Annotated in this window: 21 protein-coding genes; 7 read left to right on the top strand and 14 right to left on the bottom strand. The window is 50.7% G+C overall.

What is annotated here, in order from left to right; all coding sequences use genetic code 11:
• Nucleotides 1-121 precede the first annotated feature (121 nt).
• Complete coding sequence (locus tag KUE00_RS01130) at nt 122-574, bottom strand: acyltransferase (RefSeq protein ID WP_246757656.1); 453 nt, start codon at nt 572-574, stop codon at nt 122-124.
• 291 nt (nt 575-865) lie between these two features.
• Here KUE00_RS01130 and KUE00_RS01135 point away from each other — a divergent pair, with 291 nt between their 5' ends.
• Nucleotides 866-1,297 (top strand): carboxymuconolactone decarboxylase family protein, encoded by a 432-nt coding sequence (locus tag KUE00_RS01135; protein ID WP_246757657.1) that lies wholly within the window; start codon nt 866-868, stop codon nt 1,295-1,297.
• 185 nt (nt 1,298-1,482) lie between these two features.
• On the opposite strand, the gene KUE00_RS01140 is transcribed toward KUE00_RS01135, so the two are convergent.
• The gene (locus KUE00_RS01140; RefSeq protein ID WP_246757658.1) at nt 1,483-1,776 is read right to left on the bottom strand and encodes a DUF1330 domain-containing protein; all 294 of its coding nucleotides are present in this window, start codon (nt 1,774-1,776) and stop codon (nt 1,483-1,485) included.
• 428 nt (nt 1,777-2,204) lie between these two features.
• Here KUE00_RS01140 and KUE00_RS01150 point away from each other — a divergent pair, with 428 nt between their 5' ends.
• Nucleotides 2,205-3,110 (top strand): LysR family transcriptional regulator, encoded by a 906-nt coding sequence (locus tag KUE00_RS01150; protein ID WP_246758062.1) that lies wholly within the window; start codon nt 2,205-2,207, stop codon nt 3,108-3,110.
• A gap of 189 nt (nt 3,111-3,299) precedes the next feature.
• Here KUE00_RS01150 and KUE00_RS01155 read toward each other — a convergent pair whose 3' ends face one another.
• Together KUE00_RS01155 and KUE00_RS01160 are read right to left on the bottom strand one after the other, a co-directional pair.
• Nucleotides 3,300-4,247: a hydroxyacid dehydrogenase gene (locus tag KUE00_RS01155; RefSeq protein WP_246757659.1), complete on the bottom strand. Its 948-nt coding sequence runs from the start codon at nt 4,245-4,247 to the stop codon at nt 3,300-3,302.
• Complete coding sequence (locus KUE00_RS01160; RefSeq protein WP_246757660.1) at nt 4,244-4,939, bottom strand: RraA family protein; 696 nt, start codon at nt 4,937-4,939, stop codon at nt 4,244-4,246. Before KUE00_RS01160 ends, KUE00_RS01155 begins: the two co-directional genes overlap by 4 nt.
• A gap of 166 nt (nt 4,940-5,105) precedes the next feature.
• Here KUE00_RS01160 and KUE00_RS01165 point away from each other — a divergent pair, with 166 nt between their 5' ends.
• Nucleotides 5,106-5,822 (top strand): IclR family transcriptional regulator, encoded by a 717-nt coding sequence (locus KUE00_RS01165; protein ID WP_246757661.1) that lies wholly within the window; start codon nt 5,106-5,108, stop codon nt 5,820-5,822.
• 39 nt (nt 5,823-5,861) lie between these two features.
• Here KUE00_RS01165 and KUE00_RS01170 read toward each other — a convergent pair whose 3' ends face one another.
• The 3 genes from KUE00_RS01170 to KUE00_RS01180 are packed head-to-tail and all read right to left on the bottom strand — an operon-like array spanning nt 5,862 to nt 9,568.
• On the bottom strand, nt 5,862-7,196 hold the full coding sequence (locus tag KUE00_RS01170; RefSeq protein ID WP_246757662.1) for an MFS transporter: 1,335 nt from the start codon (nt 7,194-7,196) through the stop codon (nt 5,862-5,864).
• 58 nt (nt 7,197-7,254) lie between these two features.
• Nucleotides 7,255-8,523 carry an MFS transporter gene (locus KUE00_RS01175; RefSeq protein WP_246757663.1) on the bottom strand — a complete coding sequence of 423 codons (1,269 nt, stop codon included), beginning with the start codon at nt 8,521-8,523 and terminating at the stop codon, nt 7,255-7,257.
• Entirely contained in the window at nt 8,513-9,568 is a 1,056-nt protein-coding gene (locus tag KUE00_RS01180) for an amidohydrolase family protein (protein ID WP_246757664.1), read from the bottom strand. Before KUE00_RS01180 ends, KUE00_RS01175 begins: the two co-directional genes overlap by 11 nt.
• A 686-nt stretch (nt 9,569-10,254) precedes the next feature.
• Between KUE00_RS01180 and KUE00_RS01185 the strand changes: the two genes are divergently transcribed.
• On the top strand, nt 10,255-10,989 hold the full coding sequence (locus tag KUE00_RS01185; protein WP_246757665.1) for a metallophosphoesterase family protein: 735 nt from the start codon (nt 10,255-10,257) through the stop codon (nt 10,987-10,989).
• A gap of 396 nt (nt 10,990-11,385) precedes the next feature.
• Here the strand turns inward: KUE00_RS01185 and KUE00_RS01190 are convergent, their stop codons facing one another.
• Nucleotides 11,386-11,691: a hypothetical protein gene (locus tag KUE00_RS01190; RefSeq protein WP_246757666.1), complete on the bottom strand. Its 306-nt coding sequence runs from the start codon at nt 11,689-11,691 to the stop codon at nt 11,386-11,388.
• Nucleotides 11,692-11,699: 8 nt separating this feature from the next.
• Complete coding sequence (locus tag KUE00_RS01195) at nt 11,700-12,269, bottom strand: cupin domain-containing protein (protein WP_246757667.1); 570 nt, start codon at nt 12,267-12,269, stop codon at nt 11,700-11,702.
• Between the two features lie 290 nt (nt 12,270-12,559).
• Here KUE00_RS01195 and KUE00_RS01200 point away from each other — a divergent pair, with 290 nt between their 5' ends.
• Nucleotides 12,560-13,027: a GNAT family N-acetyltransferase gene (locus KUE00_RS01200; RefSeq protein WP_246757668.1), complete on the top strand. Its 468-nt coding sequence runs from the start codon at nt 12,560-12,562 to the stop codon at nt 13,025-13,027.
• 228 nt (nt 13,028-13,255) lie between these two features.
• On the opposite strand, the gene KUE00_RS01205 is transcribed toward KUE00_RS01200, so the two are convergent.
• From KUE00_RS01205 to KUE00_RS01220, 4 genes are all read right to left on the bottom strand, one after another.
• Nucleotides 13,256-13,984 carry an SDR family NAD(P)-dependent oxidoreductase gene (locus KUE00_RS01205; protein WP_246757669.1) on the bottom strand — a complete coding sequence of 243 codons (729 nt, stop codon included), beginning with the start codon at nt 13,982-13,984 and terminating at the stop codon, nt 13,256-13,258.
• 220 nt (nt 13,985-14,204) lie between these two features.
• Nucleotides 14,205-14,687, bottom strand: coding sequence for a glutathione peroxidase (locus KUE00_RS01210; RefSeq protein ID WP_246757670.1), 483 nt, complete (start codon nt 14,685-14,687; stop codon nt 14,205-14,207).
• Between the two features lie 107 nt (nt 14,688-14,794).
• Nucleotides 14,795-15,352: a GNAT family N-acetyltransferase gene (locus tag KUE00_RS01215; RefSeq protein ID WP_246757671.1), complete on the bottom strand. Its 558-nt coding sequence runs from the start codon at nt 15,350-15,352 to the stop codon at nt 14,795-14,797.
• A gap of 2 nt (nt 15,353-15,354) precedes the next feature.
• Nucleotides 15,355-15,876: a GNAT family N-acetyltransferase gene (locus tag KUE00_RS01220; RefSeq protein ID WP_246757672.1), complete on the bottom strand. Its 522-nt coding sequence runs from the start codon at nt 15,874-15,876 to the stop codon at nt 15,355-15,357.
• A gap of 223 nt (nt 15,877-16,099) precedes the next feature.
• Here KUE00_RS01220 and KUE00_RS01225 point away from each other — a divergent pair, with 223 nt between their 5' ends.
• Entirely contained in the window at nt 16,100-16,690 is a 591-nt protein-coding gene (locus tag KUE00_RS01225; protein WP_246757673.1) for a hypothetical protein, read from the top strand.
• A gap of 25 nt (nt 16,691-16,715) precedes the next feature.
• On the opposite strand, the gene KUE00_RS01230 is transcribed toward KUE00_RS01225, so the two are convergent.
• Entirely contained in the window at nt 16,716-17,609 is an 894-nt protein-coding gene (locus KUE00_RS01230) for an AraC family transcriptional regulator (protein WP_246757674.1), read from the bottom strand.
• Between the two features lie 99 nt (nt 17,610-17,708).
• On the opposite strand from KUE00_RS01230, the gene KUE00_RS01235 reads away from it, so the two are divergent.
• The gene (locus tag KUE00_RS01235) at nt 17,709-18,443 is read left to right on the top strand and encodes an SDR family oxidoreductase (protein WP_246757675.1); all 735 of its coding nucleotides are present in this window, start codon (nt 17,709-17,711) and stop codon (nt 18,441-18,443) included.
• The last annotated feature ends 20 nt before the right edge of the window (nt 18,444-18,463 follow it).

Raw genomic sequence — 18,463 nt, forward strand, 5'->3', positions numbered from 1 at the left:
ATGTCCGCTTTTGGCACAAAACTGCCTTAATGCAAGGTTCAATAGCTCAGTTTTGAGCGAGAAACGGACGTCTTTTGGGCTAAAAGGAAGATGAATTTAGGGAAAAATGCAGAGATAATGTTTAAAGTTTTCTCAGAAGCCGAGCGGGATTGCCCGCATATATTCCTTTTACCTGCACGGGCTTTGTAACCACGCTACCTGCGCCAATTACCGCACCACTACAAATTTCCGTTGTTAAAATTGTTGCGCCACTGCCCACTGTTACTGCGTTGCCCAATACAATATTTATCCAGCTTTTTGCAGAAGCATCAGGACCACCACTTTTGAAAAGGTCGTTAGCAAAGGTTACACCATGACCTATAAAGCAGTCCTCACCTAAGATAACGTTTTCACAAACGAAAGTGTGAGATTGTACTTTGGTTCTGTCGCCTATAATGCATCCCTTTTGTATTTCTACAAACGGCCCTACAAAAACATCATCGCCCAGCTCACATTCATAGATGTTTACCGGCATGACTACTTTCACATTTTTACCTTGTTCTACGCCACGAATGCCGCTTTCAATAATTTTCATATCAGCTGTGTCCTTACTTGAGATGATTCGGCTCAGAATGGCTTAAAAAGCTCTAAACAGTCTTTTAGCCCTACCTGGTGGTCAAACTAACCTACTCACATATTCGAACACAATGATGATTGCAAGGCTCGTGTCTGGCACGAAGCAGCCAGATGCAGGCGTGTAGTCCGCTATGAGCGAAAAGCGGACAGGATCCATGCATCACCCCTGCTCCTTCAGGAGCACTCTGGATCACTTCAAGACAGACAGAAACGTATAATATCTTCAGCCTACATCTTAAGGAGATATCCAATGTCCCAACTTCGTTTGCCTTATACCTCGCTTTCGGGAGAAGCCTATGCAGGCCTGGCATCTACAAAAAAGGCGCTTGAGAAAAGTACGTTAGGAAAAGAACTTATCGAATTCGTTTACCTGCGAATATCACAGATAAACGGCTGCGCTTTCTGTCTGGAAATGCATGCAAAGTCTTTGCGGACTGCAGGTGTGGATAATGCAAAAATTGACGCGCTTTCAGGATGGAAAGTAAGTTCTCGTTTTAATGATAAGGAAAGAGCGGCACTGGACTGGACGGAGGCATTAGTCAACGTAAGTGAGACATTCGGAAAGGATAGTTATTTTAACCCTCTGAAAGCTCACTTTAGTGATACAGAAATTTCTGATCTGACTTTTGCAATTTCCCTGATGTCTGCTTTTAATCGCCTGGCTATTGGAATGCGTCAATAATCTGGCTTTAGCTTATCTTGATATTACCTATCCTCTTTCATAAGGCTTTATCAGACAGACACCATCCCGGCCCTGTTTTAGGGCATACCCAACCGAGTTTAACCAACGTCCGCTTCTGGCACAAAGCGGACATGCGTCCAGTAACGTCCGCTTTGAGCGAAAAGCGGACCTGTCAGTTTATTGTATTAGAGGCCTGCCCCTTCAACCAACACAAACGTTCCGGTTGCAGCACCCGCCCGTATCAATCTGGCAGCCTGATATTCAGGACTTTCGTAAAAACGTTTAGCCTCATCAAAAGAGTCAAATTCAAATATGACATGTTTATCATGAGATTCTCCTTCAAGATTTTCATATTGTCCGGACCAGGCAATTATTTTCGGATTGAAAGCCTGCATCGCCTCCCCTGCGGCTCTGGCATATTCAGAATAGGCAACCCTATCCGAGACGGTCACGTGAGCGATTAAATAACCTTTATTCATTTCTCTTTATCCTTTATAAGCGGTGCTGTATTACTGCATAAGCACACAGACCGGCGTAGAATTAGCTGAAGTGTTTTAAAACATTTAACTTAATTATGTAGCTGGGTCCTCCCATATAGGTTGGCGAACCGGACAGAATGACATCGACCCCACTGAGTTTTACCCAGTCTTGCTCAGTTATATTTCCCTCAGAGTTAATAGCAATCAGCGAGGTACTGGTACCTTCAGCTACCGCCGCCGCCATTCGTGCCGTATGCCCATAGCCGGAATGATAGATAACAACGGCTTCAGTCTTTTCAAAATTTCAGTCATCTTAGTTGCCTTCATACGGAGTCATGGAGGATATGCGTTGTGAAAGCAGTGTATTTGGTATTAGCATTGCCTTAAATAACGAAAAAAATAACGCACTGTTACTCGGTTGGTTAACAATGAAAGATCTGGAAGCGCTGATTGTTTTTGCACGAGTGGCAGAAATGAAGAGTTTTACCCGGGCTGCAGAAAGTCTCGGAATTCATAAAGGACGCGCGTCAGTCTTGGTGCGTGAGCTCGAACAGCAGACAGGTGCAACCCTACTTCACCGGACAACAAGGACAGTGCAATTAACGGAAGACGGGCGGGCGTTTTATTCGCGTGCGCGTGATCTGTTGTCCGAAGCGGAGGAACTGCAGGCAATGTTTTCTCAGGGCGGCATGTCACTGCGGGGCAGGATACGCGTTGATATGCCCGCTGTACTGGCACAAAGCGTGGTGATCCCCGCTTTGCCGGAGTTGCTGGAAGCACACCCCGAGCTGGAAATAGAACTTTCAAGTACCGATCGCCGTGTTGATCTCGTCGAGGAAGGATTTGACTGCGTTGTCCGTCTCGGGCCCATAGTTGATGAAACACTGATTGCTCGGCCGCTGGGCCATCTGCGCATGATTAATGCAGCAAGCCCGGATTATCTGGACCGGTTCGGGGTTCCGGAAACGCTCGATGATCTTGTCAGCCAGGGACACAGGATGGTGCATTACATGCGAAACTTTGGTTCTAAATCTGAAGGCTGGGAGTATCCGACAGGCAATGGCTACAAAACTCTGCTGTTACCTGGCTCGGTGAGGGTCAACAGTGTGCCGGCTTACCATGAAGCAGGGCTGGCGGGTTTAGGCTTAATCCAGGGCGGTTATTCCTCTCTCTTGCCTCATATAAAAGGCGGAACGCTGACTGAAGTGCTGCCCGGTTTGCTTCCCGAGCCGCTGGCCGCTTCTTTTGTCGTCGCGCACCGACGCAGCCTTTCTCAGCGCGTAAGAGCCTTTATGAAATGGACAGAAGAAATTTTAAAACCTTACTTTGCCTGAGTTAGCTTTTATTTTTTCGATGTCCAAAATGAAGCAAACAATGTCTGTTCCTGACACATAGTGGACTCTGTGCAGGTTAATGTCCGCTCAGAGCGAAAAGCTGACCTTTCTCTTGTGACAAAAAATAATGCATAAGTTATAGCAGCCCCGAACGAGCCGGAGCTGTTAAAAAACAGGAGGGAATAAAAATTAGTACGTCGTCTCTGTCTGAGATAACTCCTGTAGCACCTGCAAAATGTTGGCCGCTGCGGTTGTACCCATTTTCACGTAAGAGGCGTCGCTTACGCCACCAACGTGCGGAGACAGAATGACATTTTCGACCTGCTCCCAGATGTGCGGCGTGGTTAATGGTTCACAGCTAAAGCTATCGAGCGCCGCCCAGCGCAACGTCCCCCCTTTTAATGCCGCTGCCAGCGCCGCGTCGTCGATCAATCCGCCCCGCGCGGTATTGACCAGGATGGCGCCGGGTTTACACTGTGCCAGCGTAACGGCATTTATCATTCCCCGATTTTGTTGCGTTAAGGGACAATGAAGAGATACAACATCAGCCTGCGTAAGAAGATTTTTGAGTATATCAACACGTTCGCATCCGGGGGGAACCGTGGCGGCATAAGGATCGTAAGCCAGCACCTTCATACCAAAGGCGCCGGCAATTTTCGCTACGCGACTGCCAATCGCACCCAGACCAATCAGCCCCAGCGTTTTGCCTTCCAGTTCGAGCGATTTATGCGTCGATTTATCCCAGTGCCCTTCGCGCAGGCGGCGGTCAAGCGGAATGATTGACTTGGCACAGGCCAGAATTAACGCCCAGGCGTGTTCTGAAACCGCCGCGGCGTTAGCGCCTGTCGCCGCGCGAACCATCACGCCGCGCGCTGCCGCCGCTTCGACGTCAATGACATCAATGCCGCTGCCATGCTTGGAAATTACCTTCAATGCCGGAGCGGCATCCATCACAGATGCCGTAATCTTGCCATAGCGCACTAATATGGCGACCGGATTATGCTGCTGGCATAATTCTATCAGTTGGTTTTCTGATGGTTGGCGACCAGCAAATACGAGTTCATAATCTTCCAGCATGCCGAGCGCCGCTTCAGCCAAATCGCTGCCGGTTACCAGTACGACTTTTTTAATGCTCATGGCAATACCTCCCCTTCGCTCAGCATACCCGCCTGACGCAAAGCGTTCTCCAGCCAGTGTGGGCGAAGATCGCCGTCGTGGATAGCCGACAGACGTTTTACCTCTCCTTCCAGTTTACCTTTCGCCAGCTCAATAATGGTACCTACTTCATCGCGAGGGATAACCACGACGCCGTCAATATCCCCAACCACCAGGTCTCCCGCCTGCACCGCGGCGCCTGCGACCGAAATAGCATGATTGACCCGGCCTGGAATGAACTTGGTAGGGCCGCACGGATTGAGACCGGCTGTAAAAACAGGAAATCTTTGTTTACTTAAGGTTTCAGCATCACGAACTGCGCCGTCAATGATGATACCTGCGATGCCGCTGGCCTGTGCCTGCGTTGCCATGATCTCACCCAGTAAAGCGCAGGAGAGATCGCCCTTGCCGTCTATCACTAACACGTCGCCAGGCCTGGCGACGGCCATCGCAGCGTGAATAGCCAGGTTATCTCCAGGGCGGACCTCTACGGTAATCGCCGGGCCAGCCACAGCCATGTGCGGCGCCAGTGGCTTGATACGTCCATGTAATGTGCCGCGGCGTCCGGCCACATCAGCGAGAATCGCCGCCTGATATTCGGCGGCCTGACGGACCTCTTCCGCGCTAACGCGCTCAATATTCAAATTTATTAATTTCTGTTGTGAAGCAGGCATGGTTAGTCTCCATTTGTTTTACTGTGTACAACATTGATGTACTATATAAAACAACTATACGAGCATTGCTTCTCTTTTCGCCAGAGTTGCGAGCTTGTTTGTGATGTAAACACGAAGTTAATCACAAAATTCAGGTACAATTTTGTTCGGCCAAAAGGAGAAAGTGATGGGGAATGAAGGCGTAATTGCCGTTGAAAAGGCGCTCGCTTTACTGGATTGCTTCCGTCCCGGTAATGACAGCCTGACGTTAACTGAGCTGGCCCAGCTTTCGGGATACCACAAAACCACCGTTTATCGCTTAATGAATTCGCTTGAGCGTATGAACTACATTATCCGGCATGAAGATGGCACCTATACGCTCGGCCACCGTCTGCTCTATCTCGGCAAACTTTTTGAGCAATCATTTCAGCTTGCGAGAATTGTACAACCGGAATTGCAGGCGCTGTCTCAGGCCTCCAGTGAAAGTGCGAGCTGGTATGTGATAGAGGGCGGCCAACGCCTGTGTCTGTTCCGCGCCGAAACTTCAGAGGGATTACGCCATAGCAACCTGCCCGGCAGTCAATTCCCACTGGATGGTTCCGCTATCAGCAAAGTTTTACGTCATTGGGGACTGGGTGAGGCGCTGCCGGAAGACGAAGAAACGCTGCCGTTCTATACCTCTGGCGCGCGAGATCCGCACACTGCGGCCTTTGCGATGCCGGTTTTTGGCGTCCACGATAACCCCATCGCGGCACTGGCGCTGACAGGACCGTCATCGCGTCTGACTGCAGACCGCAAAGAGAGCGGCCTCAGCCAGCTTATGCGGGAGACGGCCAACCGCCTGTCGATCAAGTCAGGGGCCAGTAAACCCTTCTGCGAAAAATTTTACGGTATAAAAGAATAACGTATGTTGAAAAGGCGGGAAAAATCCCGCCTTTGCTTATTAATGGGTGACCGGTTTTTCCTGACCGGCAGGCTGCGAGTAATGACGCCCCATGATCAGCACCGCAATGCCGCCTGCCAGGCACAAGCCAGCCAGTGGTAGCATCGCCAGCGTATGGCTTCCTGTCTGTTCGCTAATAATACCGTAGGCATTCACCATCACCACTCCGCCAATCAGGTTGGCTATCGCGCCGATTGCCGCCAGCCCCGCGGCGACTGATGTGCTGCTCATCCAGCCTGAGGCCATCGCCCAGAATGGCCCCTTCGCCGAATAAGCGCCAATTAATATGGTACTGAGAATAACAATGGTAATCGGCAGCGACAGATTGATGAACGCAGCGAACACGCCAGCCGCAATCATAAAGAGGGTGAGAGCCGTGTGCCAGCGGCGTTCATTGGTGCGGTCCGAGCTCCGTCCCCAGACAATCATCAGCACCGAGGCCAGGCCATAGGGGATGGCATTAAGCAGCCCGGTAGTCAGGTTATCAAGATGGAATGACTTTAGTAGCTGTGGAGACCAGACGCTAAGCGTGGTTCCAGCAGAGGACGCGCCGGCGTAAATCAGCGCCATAAGCCAGATTTGGCGGTGCTTCAACAGCTGCCATGTGCTGATGTGGCCGATCTGTTTCTGCTGTTGGCGCTCGGCATCTAACGTGTTTTCCAGCCACGCTTTCTGCCGCTCGTTCAACCAGCCAGCCTGATGCGGGCGGTCCCGCAGGATAAAAAATGCGGCTATCCCCAGCAGCACCGCAGGCAGCCCCTCAATAATGAATAACAGATGCCAGCCGCGCAGCCCGAACCAGCCATCCAGCGTCAGGATCAAACCTGAAAGCGGTGAACCAATAAAGTTAGCCAGCGGAATGGCCACCATAAAAGAGGCAATAATGCGCGCACGGTAACGCGAAGGGATCCACCAGGTAAGATAGAGCACCACGCCCGGGAAAAAGCCCGCTTCCGCCGCTCCCAGCAGAAAACGCACGATATAAAGGGAGGTTGTATTTTGCACCAGCGCCATACACATCGATACCATTCCCCAACTGATCATAATCCGCGGGAGCCACAATCGTGCGCCGACCTTCTGCATTGCCAGGTTGCTGGGTACCTCAAATATAAAGTAGGCCACAAAATATAAGCTGCTGGCGAAGCCAAAAGCCGCCTTGCTCAGGCCCAGATCCTCATTCATCTGAAGCGCAGCCATACCTATATTGCCCCGGTCAATAATCGAGACCAGATAGCTTACGACCAGGAAAGGCAGGATGCGCCAGATAACCCGCCGCATGGTCTCTTTTTCCAGCGCGTCGTTGTCGATAGCGCTATTCGGTAATTGATCGGTCATTGTTTCCTCGCAGGGTTTCATTATGTTTATCAGGAAAACGATGTAGAGATGTCATACCTTACTTCAGCTTGACGCCTCTGGTTTCCGGCGCCAGCCACACCACCACCATTGCCGCCAGGAAGGCGACCACGGTAGTCGCCAGTCCCGCGGTGAAACCGCCGGCGCTGGCCACGGCGCCGATTAGCAGGGGCGCGATAAACCCGCCCAGCCGGCCTCCGTTGTAGGCGAGCCCCATCAGGAAGCCACGCGATGACGTGTCTCCGATGATTTCTGCCAGGAAGGGTCCCGAGCCCGCAAAAATACCATTAACACCAAAACCAGCCATGAAAATCGCCAGCATCAGAATGAAGGGTTGAGTAGTAACAAGGTAAAGCGCAACAGCCATGGCGCCCGTTAACAGATAAATCAAGAACATCGGACGACGCCCCCATTTATCCGCCAGCACTGAAAAGACCAGAAAACCTGCGATCGCCCCGACCTGCAGCGCGAGCACAAATTTCAGGCTGTGCAGAAAATCCAGATGTTTTACTTCCCGTAGATAGGTTGGCGTCCAGGTAAATACACCCCAGAACAGATACTGAATAAAAAAGATAAAGACGAAAGCCAGCAGCAGGCCTTTCAGATTTTGTTTGCCCAGCTTCGAGGCTGGTTGAGTGTGCTTAGCTTTCCCCTGCTGCCGTGCAAGCCAAACCTCTGATTCCGGCGTGAACCTGGCCACCACGCTCATAATGAATACCGGCAGCGCGCCGATCATAAACAGATAGCGCCATGCGCCCTGCTCCAGGCCGCCGTTAACCGAACTCACGATTGCCGTCAGGCTGATAGCCAGAATAGCGCCAACAGGTAAGCCCATTTGCATCAAAGCGCCGCCGCGCGCACGCCGTTCAGGTCGCCAGGTTTCAGCAATCAGCGCCGCACCTGACGTCCACATTCCGCCCATACCCAGCGCACCACAAAAACGCAAAAGTGCGAAATGCTGTTGATCGTGCGTAAAGGCTAACAGTCCGGAAAAGAGTGAATAGATGGCGATACAGGTCAGGGCCGTTTTTACCCGACCAATTTTATCGGCGATAAAACCAAAAAGGATCCCGCCGACGATCTGTCCACCGGCAGTGACGCTGATAAACAGTCCAAGCTCGCTTTTATTCACGCCAAACACTACCCCTAATACCGGCAATAGTAATGAGAGCAGGAATGAGTCGTAGCTTTCAAATGCCCAGCCAAGGCCACCCAGCGTCAGCGTTCGTTTCTCAGCCACGTGCTGAGGCAAAGAGTCTGTCGTCGCTTTAGTCGCAGTAAGCTGCTTGAACTCGCTTTTACTGGTCATTGATATTCTCCACAGAGGCTATCCGGTAGCAGGTTGCGGCAGTGCGCCAGAACAACTGCGCCTGTTCGTCAGGGGAAGCCTGTTGCGCCAGGCGTTTGCAGGCATTCCAGAAGACGCCGTAGCTGAACATGCCTTTGTCGACCGGAAAGTTACTGGCGAACATGCAGCGGTTCACACCGAAAAGAGAAACGATCGTCTCAAACCACGGTTGCCAGGCCTGTGCCAGCATTCGCGAATCAGGTGGTGTCTCTGCCATTGCGAAGTGAAATCCCCTGACCGTCATGCCAAAGCCGCTAATTTTTACGCATACGTTCGGCAGTGCCGCCAGATTTCTCATACTGCTTCGCCACTGCTGAAACATGTCAGGATCCCTTTCTGAATAAGGCCCTACGCCGACTGGCCCGCCGCAGTGATCGAGCACAATCTGTAGCGTTGGTATTTGCCGCGCCAGCTCGGCAATTTCATCCAGCTGCGTGTGGTAAACCCACACGTCAAGCGACAATCCATTTTTCGCGAGGCAGACAGCGCCCTGGCGGAACGGAGCGCTCAGCGCCAGGCCTGCTGGTGGCGTAACCGGGCTGGACGTTACCCGCGGATCCGGATGCCAGGCCAGTGGATTACGCATTCCGCGCAACCGCCCGCCTGATAAAGCCAGCGCACTCTCGATGGCAGGCTGCATCGCATCGCCCGCCAGCAAGCTAAGGCCGCCGATGATGGCTTCACATCCGAGAGCGTTTGCATAATTTCCGCTAGCGAACATCGCGGCTATGCCACTGGCAAACTCGATTTCACCAAGCGGTTTCAGCGTTTCCGGCCCTTCGAGACGCAGCATAGAACGGCACTGCACGTAGACAGATGAGAAAACGCGATGCCCTGAGGTCTGGATATCGTCGCTGAACTCGTGGGTGAGATAGCGTCCGGTTTGCCGATCCCAGAGATGATGATGCGCATCAATGATGGGCAGCTCGGGTTGTAGTGGCGTCTCACGATGTAGCACAAGCCACTCGTTTCTGACCGCAAGATGCGGTGCGGTAACGATCTCCATGAACACCTCGCATTTGTTGCACTGTGTACAACTGTGTTTTATTTTACAAAACTACTATAACGAGGCTGTCGCGTTTTTATCCAGTTAACGATTGGTTTAAATGATGTAAATAAGAGGTGAATCACAGATGTTTCATCTTGTGAAAGAGGAGGAAAGTTGAGTATTGAGAAGGAGTAATTATTTTTCAGTGAGTTAAAGATTGATTCAACGCTGATTAACGCAGACGCTATTCAGTGGGTATGCACCTGCCAAAGAAAAAGCAATAGTCGTCTGGCATCAGTCATGCAGCGAAGCCGCCATGCTCTGACAGATTTCACTCATCTCATCGCCCCTTGTATGTCAGAATTACCATAATCTCCTACCGATATTTATAGTTGCCTACAATACCTATGTCTGCTTCTGGCACATAACTGCTGTAGCAGCCCTGACAGGGAGACTTATTGGGCTTACACCCTCTTTGTTCACCGACATGAGAAGTGCACGCGTGATAAACGCTTTATACACTAGAAATATTCTGCAAAGCCGTCATGCAACTTTCAGCTAACTGCTCAGCAATCTGAGCAATGCACCAGGACAGACGCAACGTTATTATCCGGGACAGGTTAATTGCAGACAGTGTCTTTATCCTCTTTGCAGGCCGCTCAGGTGAGTGAATCTGTGAGATCAAACATAACAGGGAAAGCAGTATGAAACTGGCAGTGATATCAGATATACATGGGAATCTTCCGGCGCTGGATGCTGTGCTGGCGGACATTCAATCTCAGGGGGTCGATCAGATTGTGAACCTGGGCGATATCGTTTCAGGAGGGCTATTTCCTGCGGAAACTGCCGACAGGCTGATGTCTCTTAACATTCCAACTATAAGGGGTAATCACGAACGACAACTCCTCGAACAGGATTTGTCAGGTATGAGCTTGTCTGACCGCCATGCGTTTAAAAGCCTTCAGGCTGCGCATTGGAAATGGCTTAAAAACCTGCCAGCGCAGTTAACTTTTAATGAAGACATTCTGATGGTGCACGGTGTACCGGGCGACGACCTCATTTATCTTCTTGAAGAGGTCACTGTTTCAGGCGTGCAGCCCTCATCTGAAGCGCGCGTTTTAGCACTTATTGAAAGCAGAAGCGAATCGCTGATCCTGTGCGGCCATACGCATATCCCCCGAAAACTGCGGCTGTCCGACGGCCGACTCATTGTCAATCCCGGCAGCGTAGGATTGCAGGCTTATGATGATGACGCACCCTTTACGCATATAATGGAAAGTGGTTCTCCCCATGCCCGCTATGCAATTGTGGAGCAACATAACGGGCTATGGAAAGCGGAACTCAAAGCGATTGAGTATGACTGGGAATCAGCAGCTTTAGTTGCGCTCAGCAATAACCGTCCCGACTGGTTGAATGCGCTCAGAACAGGACGTATGTAAGCTTTGTCCTCCTTTATTCCCTTCATTTAATGAACCATTATTGGCTTTGCAACCTCCGCTTCTGGCACAAACCGGAAGGAGGCCGAGCTTCTCCGGTATGGAATCGATCGCCAGCCTGGCTTTTCTTTGAATCGTATAAGTTTATTCTTCGGAGGTGGACAATTGAGATGTTCAGACGCGAAATCGGCAGTCGTCTGACCGGAAGACGTTATGCAGAGTGCTACAAAAGTATGCGGGCATGGTTTTTCCTGGCACACATACTCAGACTATATGTGTGCCAGATGAAATTATCTGTCTGTTAAACTTCCTGCTCAGAAAAGACCTGTACGCCCTCTTTGCTGCTGCTCCAGACGTTTCCTTTCCCGTCCGATATTATGCCGTCGGGTATGCCGGGCGTTACCCCAGTAAAAACGTGTCCGGCGGGGCAAGCCAGACTTTCAGCCCCTGCTGTTCTGACCAGTTCATGACCCGGTTCTGCCTCACGTCGCTGAAAATAAACAGTCCCTCGGGAGTGCATACCGGGCCCTCGGCCCATACTGCACTGTCAGTAATAAGCTCGGGACGGGCATTACTGGCTACCAGCTCGTGAAACGCGGCGCTCTCCGTAACGATTTTTACGCCGGGCACATCTGCCGCCACGGTAGAGAAACCGGTCATCATCAGAGCCAGCACAAAAGGCGTTTTAGTAAAGCGGTAACACATTTTTTTCCTCAGTTTGCACAGGAACCGGTGGTGCGCACACCCGGCTTAAGTTTAATAATCAGCTGCACGTTCGGCTCACTTCCCACCGTTCGCGACACGTGCCCCACCCTTTTATCATCGCTGCGGGGCCGGGAGTTGCTGTCAGCATTGAACTGCACCTCGCCCGGCCCCTGGACCAGCGTGGTGCCGTCCGTGGTTTCCACGGACCATTTTCCAGAGAGGGTAATGACCCATTGCGGGCCCGGTGCATGATGCCAGCTGCCGACGTAGCCTGGGGGAAGCACGGCGTAGGCAATGCTCTCCACCTCATCAGGCGAAACGCCAATCCACTGCGGCGCTGAAGGGGGAGCATAGCTCTTAAACTGTAGGCCTTCAAAGCGGCAGTGTCCGACGTGCGTCGCCCCTTCACCATCAGCCCATATGGTGGCAAATTTTACCGGCGGCTGAGTCTGTCCGTTGCTCACCGTCTGTTCTGCCGAGTCGGCGTGGACAGCATGTATACCGTCATCGGCGCTGGCATAAGAAATGACTGTAAGTCCGTATAAAAGCGCAAGCGCGCGCAGCGTGTTGTTTTTCATGCTGGTTTCCTTTATTAAGTTGAGCTGTAAGCATAGCGGTGAACAGCAAAGAGGCCCTGAAGCCTGCTGATAAAAAAATTTAAGAGATATGAATATGCGTTGCACCCGCGTACGACATATGAGCCTGCGCGGCCGCTTAGTCTGCTACTGGCGCAGGTATGAGCGAAAAGCGGACGTTATACCTTATTAATAACATCACAAAATTTAGCTTTACCGAAGCGATTCAGACAATACGACTTTCCATCAAATGATAAGGTAAGGTTTCCTAAACCTTATAAACAGGAACGAAAGTGAGTAATGCAGAGAAATATGAATGGTATAAGGATAACTACCTGATAAGCACAGACAGGGAAAAACTGGACGTACAGGCTATCCATCGCTATCTGACGAGATCAACCTGGGCCAGAGGTATTAATCTGGCTATTGTCGGCGCATCAATTAAAAACAGTCTTAACTTTGGTGTTTATCATGATGAAGCACAGATAGGTTTCGCTCGGCTGATAACAGATTATGCTACGTTCGCTTACCTTTGCGATGTCTATATTCTTGAAGAACATCAGGGAGAGGGGCTTGGAAGATGGGTAATGGAATGTATACATGATCATCCAGTGTTTGAGCAGTTACGCAGAATTATGCTATTCACAACGACAGCCCCCTGGCTTTATGAAAAATTTGGCTACGAGCCTGTTAATCGGAAAAACTATGCATGGACCATCACCCGGCCTGATATTTATGACAATGGAAAAACGCCAGGTTGACCTACACTCATATTCAGTTTCCCCTGGCTTATTTATTCGAGCATGGGCAACACCAGCTCCCGGCACAGAGCGTCCTAAAAGCAAGCGGATCAGAGCCGCAGTAAGCGAATTGCAGACATAATAAAAAAGCCTGCGGCCGCAGGCATGCATTGAATTTAATATTGTCAGAATGCAGTCAGAGGATATGTCGGCGTTTAGAGCAGTGATGATGACAAAACCATCGCCAACTTACTGACCCGCCAGTTTTTTAAGCTTATCGTTTGCAAAGTACTGTGCCTGCCCTTCCTCAATGGCTTTCAGGATCAGGCCGGCCACAAACTCTGGCGTATCCCCGTTCGCATAGTCGGAGGCTGGACCACCACCCTTATCTTCATGGCTGCCCATACGTGCTTTTCCAAAGTTAGTCGCCGTGATGTATGGGTATACCTCAGATACGACAATGCCATCTTTTTGCAATTCCAGCCGTGCGGTCATGCTAAATCCGAGTAATGCCCGCTTCGATGCAGAATACACGCTGTAGCCCGGTATCGTCATAAAGGCGGTGCCCGAGTTGACGTTGACAATAGCCCCCACTCCTTGCGCTCGCATAACAGGAATGACTGACTGCATCGCCACAATGGGGCCAAGGACGTTGAGGTGGAAAATCTCATCGAAAAGCTCTGGATCTATTTCCTCAACAGAGGTTGCATAGCTGCGGCCAGCGTTATTTATCAGGCCATCGATACGACCATAGTGATCGTGGATTTGCTGAATGGCTGAACGCACCGAGGCGATATCGGTCATGTCGGCATTCACCGCCAGGCTGCCATTCAAAGTGCCAGCTAACGTCTGCAATACATCGGTACTACGTGCGACGAGTGCAACTTTTGCACCTCGCTCTGTTAGCGCCGTAGCTGTTGCCAGGCCAATTCCTGACGACGCGCCTGTCACTATAAAAACTTTATCTGCTATTTCCATTACTCTTCTCCACTTTGATGCAGCACTGCCGCATCCCCGAATCAGGGACACCTGAATACGAAATCTATGGGTACACCCGTTTTTGCAGAGGTATCCCATGCACGCCCGCCTTTGGCAAAAAGGAGTAAACCGCCCACAACGAGTGAAAAGCGGACATTCATCTCCCAAGGATATAAACAGCCTGCCGAAGGCTCTTTAAAAGTAGACTCTTCGCATTAACTCAGGCTTCAAGTGCTGCAAGAATGACGGTTTCCATCTTCTCCGGGGTAGTAAACGGTGCAAAACGCCTGAGCGGTTTACCATCGCGTCCAATCAGAAACTTAGTGAAGTTCCATTTGATTCGTCCACCCAGCACGCCAGGCAATTCGTCTTTCAGATAACGAAACATCGGGTGCGTAGCAGCGCCGTTGACCTCAATTTTTTCAAACATCGGGAAGCTTACACCGTAATTGATATGGCAGGTCTGCGCGATTTCTTCAGCGCCGCCGGGTTCCTGCTTACCGAACTGGTTGCAGGGAAAACCAAGCACCACCAGCCCCCGGGCAGCATACTTCTTGTAGAGCGCTTCCAGTCCGGCGTATTGCGGCGTGAATCCACAATGGCTGGCGGTATTAACCACAATAACCAGCTTGCCCGCATAATCAGCCATAGAGATGAGCTGGCCATGGAGACTAACGGCGGTAAATTGATAAAAGGTGGCCATGTCGTAATCCTTAGCATTGCCTGTGAAGATTCAAGGTCAGAACTGTCAACCACACCACTACACAGCGAAAGCGCTAAATGCATGATAAAAGTTCTTGAATGATACTGTTAGCTGCTACAGGTGTAGACAAAGGTATCATCAATCTTCCCCGCGCTGTCCAGTCGCTCATTAGCCAATATAGCTTCAAGCCTGAAGCCGCATTTCAACGCAACAGCCTGACTCCGCACGTTACGCCTGGCCGTACGAATTTCAATTCTTTTTGCGCGGAAAAATTCTGAAGCTATGTTTGTGACCATTTGACATGCAGCACTCATGACTCCTTTGCCCATCGCATTTGTGGCAAGCCAGTAGCCAATTTCATAGAAAGGGATAGTCGGGTTACGAATGAACAAGCTTATACAGCCGATCAGCTCGTCAGTCTCACGATCAATAATTAAAAATTTATATTCTTCATTATCATTTGAAAAATTATCTACGGCAGTGACCATGTTTTTTTGAACGGAAGCAAAAGAATGAAAGCCGGGTGACCAGAGCAAAAATGCATGATGAAGCGCAGTAAATGCGTTCAGCTTATATTGCATTTCTTCCGTGCGGCTCATAGCAGGTGCAGTAAGGTAAAATCTTTCGTGCTGTAAAAAACAAGTTGGAATTTCATCAAGATGCATAATCAGACGTCCCGTAAAGGCATTCCCATGATTTTGAGTACGCTCTGCTGTGAAGCAGTTTTAAAAATGATGTCTTTAATGTACCGCATACCTTGCTTGTTGTAGAAATTACAGGCACGTTCATTCTGTTCAAGGACTTCCAGCCACAAAAAATCCTTCCTCTTGGTTCGTACAAGATCTATGATTTTATTAAAGATTAGCTGACCGTAGCCTTTACCTGTCTCTGTAGGATCAATATAGAATTTGTTAAGGAGCACACCTGAAATTTTTGTATCGGGTATTGTGCTTTCCCATGTAAATTTCGCAAAACCAATCGGACGATCGGTTTCTACCACGTACCAACTCATACCCGGTTTTTTCAGACTTTGTTCAAGTGTGGACAGAGAATATTCACGCTCCAAAAAATCGTTCATGTCGGATTCTGACATCCACATGTGTCTAAAATGTGCAAGATAAAGACTGTAGCCCAGCTCATTAAGTAAAATTGCATCGGCCAGCGTAGCTTTCCGTAGTTGTAATGGCATGGAATGAAACCTGTCTCTGTAAAAAATTAAAGATATCAGATTAATAAATGAATTCCTCTCTTTACATCTTTAATATTCGGATGCTGTATTCGTCATAAGTTTCTTCTCTCAAGGCGGATAATGCCTTAATAGCCATTTGCTTTAGATACAGAATAGCCAGAAACTAAATATGCCCGTAACTACTCCTGAAGCTAAAGGACTCTGTGGATAAAAGGAAATCACCATGCTAAACCCGGGATTCGTCACCAGGAAAGCGCTGACTGAATGGCAGGATGTTCCTTCGTTACTGCCTCAATTTCAGTTCCATGAGAAACATCGGGCCGTCATTACCACCCTATTCCCTGAAAAAATCCTTTCGCTGGTAGCAGGATTCGATATCCAGAAAGAGGTTGTCATTCATGCTTTAATGTCAGTGCGACAACTTCCGCAAAAACTTCAAAGCAACAGGTCACGTGAGACACTTAACAGCTTTGGATTACAGAGCTTTACGCTTTTAACACGCTCGGCATCCGAGCTTTGTTATGGCTTAAGGGGACAGTTCTGGCGGGCGGATTTTGGGCTGGAAACGGTGCCTGATGCCAGTGCTTATCAACTCCCAGCCAGACCAGGCGGCGCAAAGCTGTTACTGCGCTATCAGGTTAAGCCGCTTGCTGAAAATAAATATGAACTACTGACAGAAACCTTTATCCACTGTCCGGACAGAGCCTCGCATCTGAAAATGGCGGTTTACTGGCTGGCAATCCGCGCGGGCAGCGGCCTGATCCGAAAAAGGATGTTAGAGGCCGTAAAGTCCAGTCTTGATAACAAATGTTGAAATATGGCCTCCGCTCGCCTCTCCCCTAACCCGCCGCAAAACTTACGGGAGTCTGCCCCGCATAGCGGGTAAAAGCGACGCTAAAAGCGCTGGCCGAACGATAGCCCACCTGTTCGGCGACGTCGGCGATGGAGATTTTTTTGCTGAGCAGCAGATTTTTCGCCAGCGCCATGCGCCAGGTAAGCAGATAAACCATAGGCGAAACGCCCACCGCATCGCGAAAACGCACAAAGAAGGCCGAACGTGAAAGCGCGGCAGCTTTTGCCAGCTGGGCAACTGTCCATGAATGGCCGGGCCTGGCGTGGATCTCCCGGATGGCCCACGCCAGACGATCGTCGGCCAGCCCCTGCATGATACCGGGGCTGGCAGGGCCTGGCGGCAGCGATCGCAGCGCTTCAATCAGCAACAGCTCCTGCAACTTTTCAATTATCACCTGTCTTGCCGGACGCCGAGCACGGCATTCATCCATTGCTAACTGAACCAGGGTGGTAAGCCGTGATTCACCGCGAATATGAATAAACTGCGGTAACAGGGAAACAATCAGGCCAGCGTCGGGAGAACTGAACCGGCAATAGCCAATCAGCGTTTGCGTCTCGGCGGGCCGCTGTTTGTCGCCTATCCAGAATTCACCCGGGCTTAGCATCTCAGGCAGCATGTCAGGGGCAGCGGCGTCCGGTGGCTCATAGCTGGTCATAAAAAATTCCCACGCCGCGGGTATCAGGACAAAATCCCCTTGCTCAAGCGCTACCGGCTCATAGCCTTTCATATTCAGCCATATACGGCCTTCAAGTACCAGGCAGTAGAACGGCTCGCCGGTTTCACTGCGGTGCACGCGCCAGCGGCCATTGGCGCAGGCGCGTTTGGAAAAAGCCGCCTGCGGTTGCAGCAGCGACACCATTTCAGCGAGAGGATCGATCATTCTGGACTCCTGCGAATGAAAACCGGACTCTGCATTGTAGGGCGTCCAGAGCGCAGACTCTATAGTGAGTGTTCACCCATGACAATGCAGGAATAAAAGATGAAAACGATCCTGATTACCGGCTGTTCCTCCGGCTTTGGTCACGCCACGGCGCGCTATTTTCTGCAACGCGGCTGGAAAGTCATTGCGACCATGCGCACGCCAGACCCCGACCTGTTCCCGGCTTCAGAACATTTACGTCTGCTGGCGCTGGATGTCAGCAATGCCGAAAGCATCCGTAAGGCCATTGCCGAAGCGGGCGATATCGACGTGCTGGTGAATAACGCAGGCATTGGCGTGCTGACCTCTCTGGAAGGCACCCCGATGTCGACAGTGCGTGACGTGTTTGAGACTAATACGCTGGGCACTATTGCGCTGACGCAGGCGGTGTTGCCGCTCTTCCGGGCGAAGCGCAGCGGGACGATAATTAACGTCACCTCATCAGTGACTCTTAAGCCCCTGCCGCTGCTGGCAGTCTATACAGGCAGTAAGGCAGCGGTAAATGCTTTTACTGAGTCGCTGGCGCTGGAATTAGAACCTTTTAACATTAACGTGCGTCTGGTTTTACCGGGCATGGCCCCTGCAACCGACTTCGCTAAAAACGCGATGCCGCGTATTGAAAACACGCTGCTGGAGGCTTATCAGCCGATGATGGAAAGGATAATGCAGCAGATGCGGCAACCGCAGCCCGTCACTACGGCAGATGATGTTACCGCTGCGATATGGCGTGCGGCGACCGATCCCGCTGCCCCTTTGCGCATTCCTGCTGGCGAAGACGCGGTGGCGCTGGCATAGCCTAAAAGTGGCGGTAAGCC

This window comes from Erwinia phyllosphaerae, assembly GCF_019132875.1.
Classification (GTDB): domain Bacteria; phylum Pseudomonadota; class Gammaproteobacteria; order Enterobacterales; family Enterobacteriaceae; genus Erwinia; species Erwinia phyllosphaerae.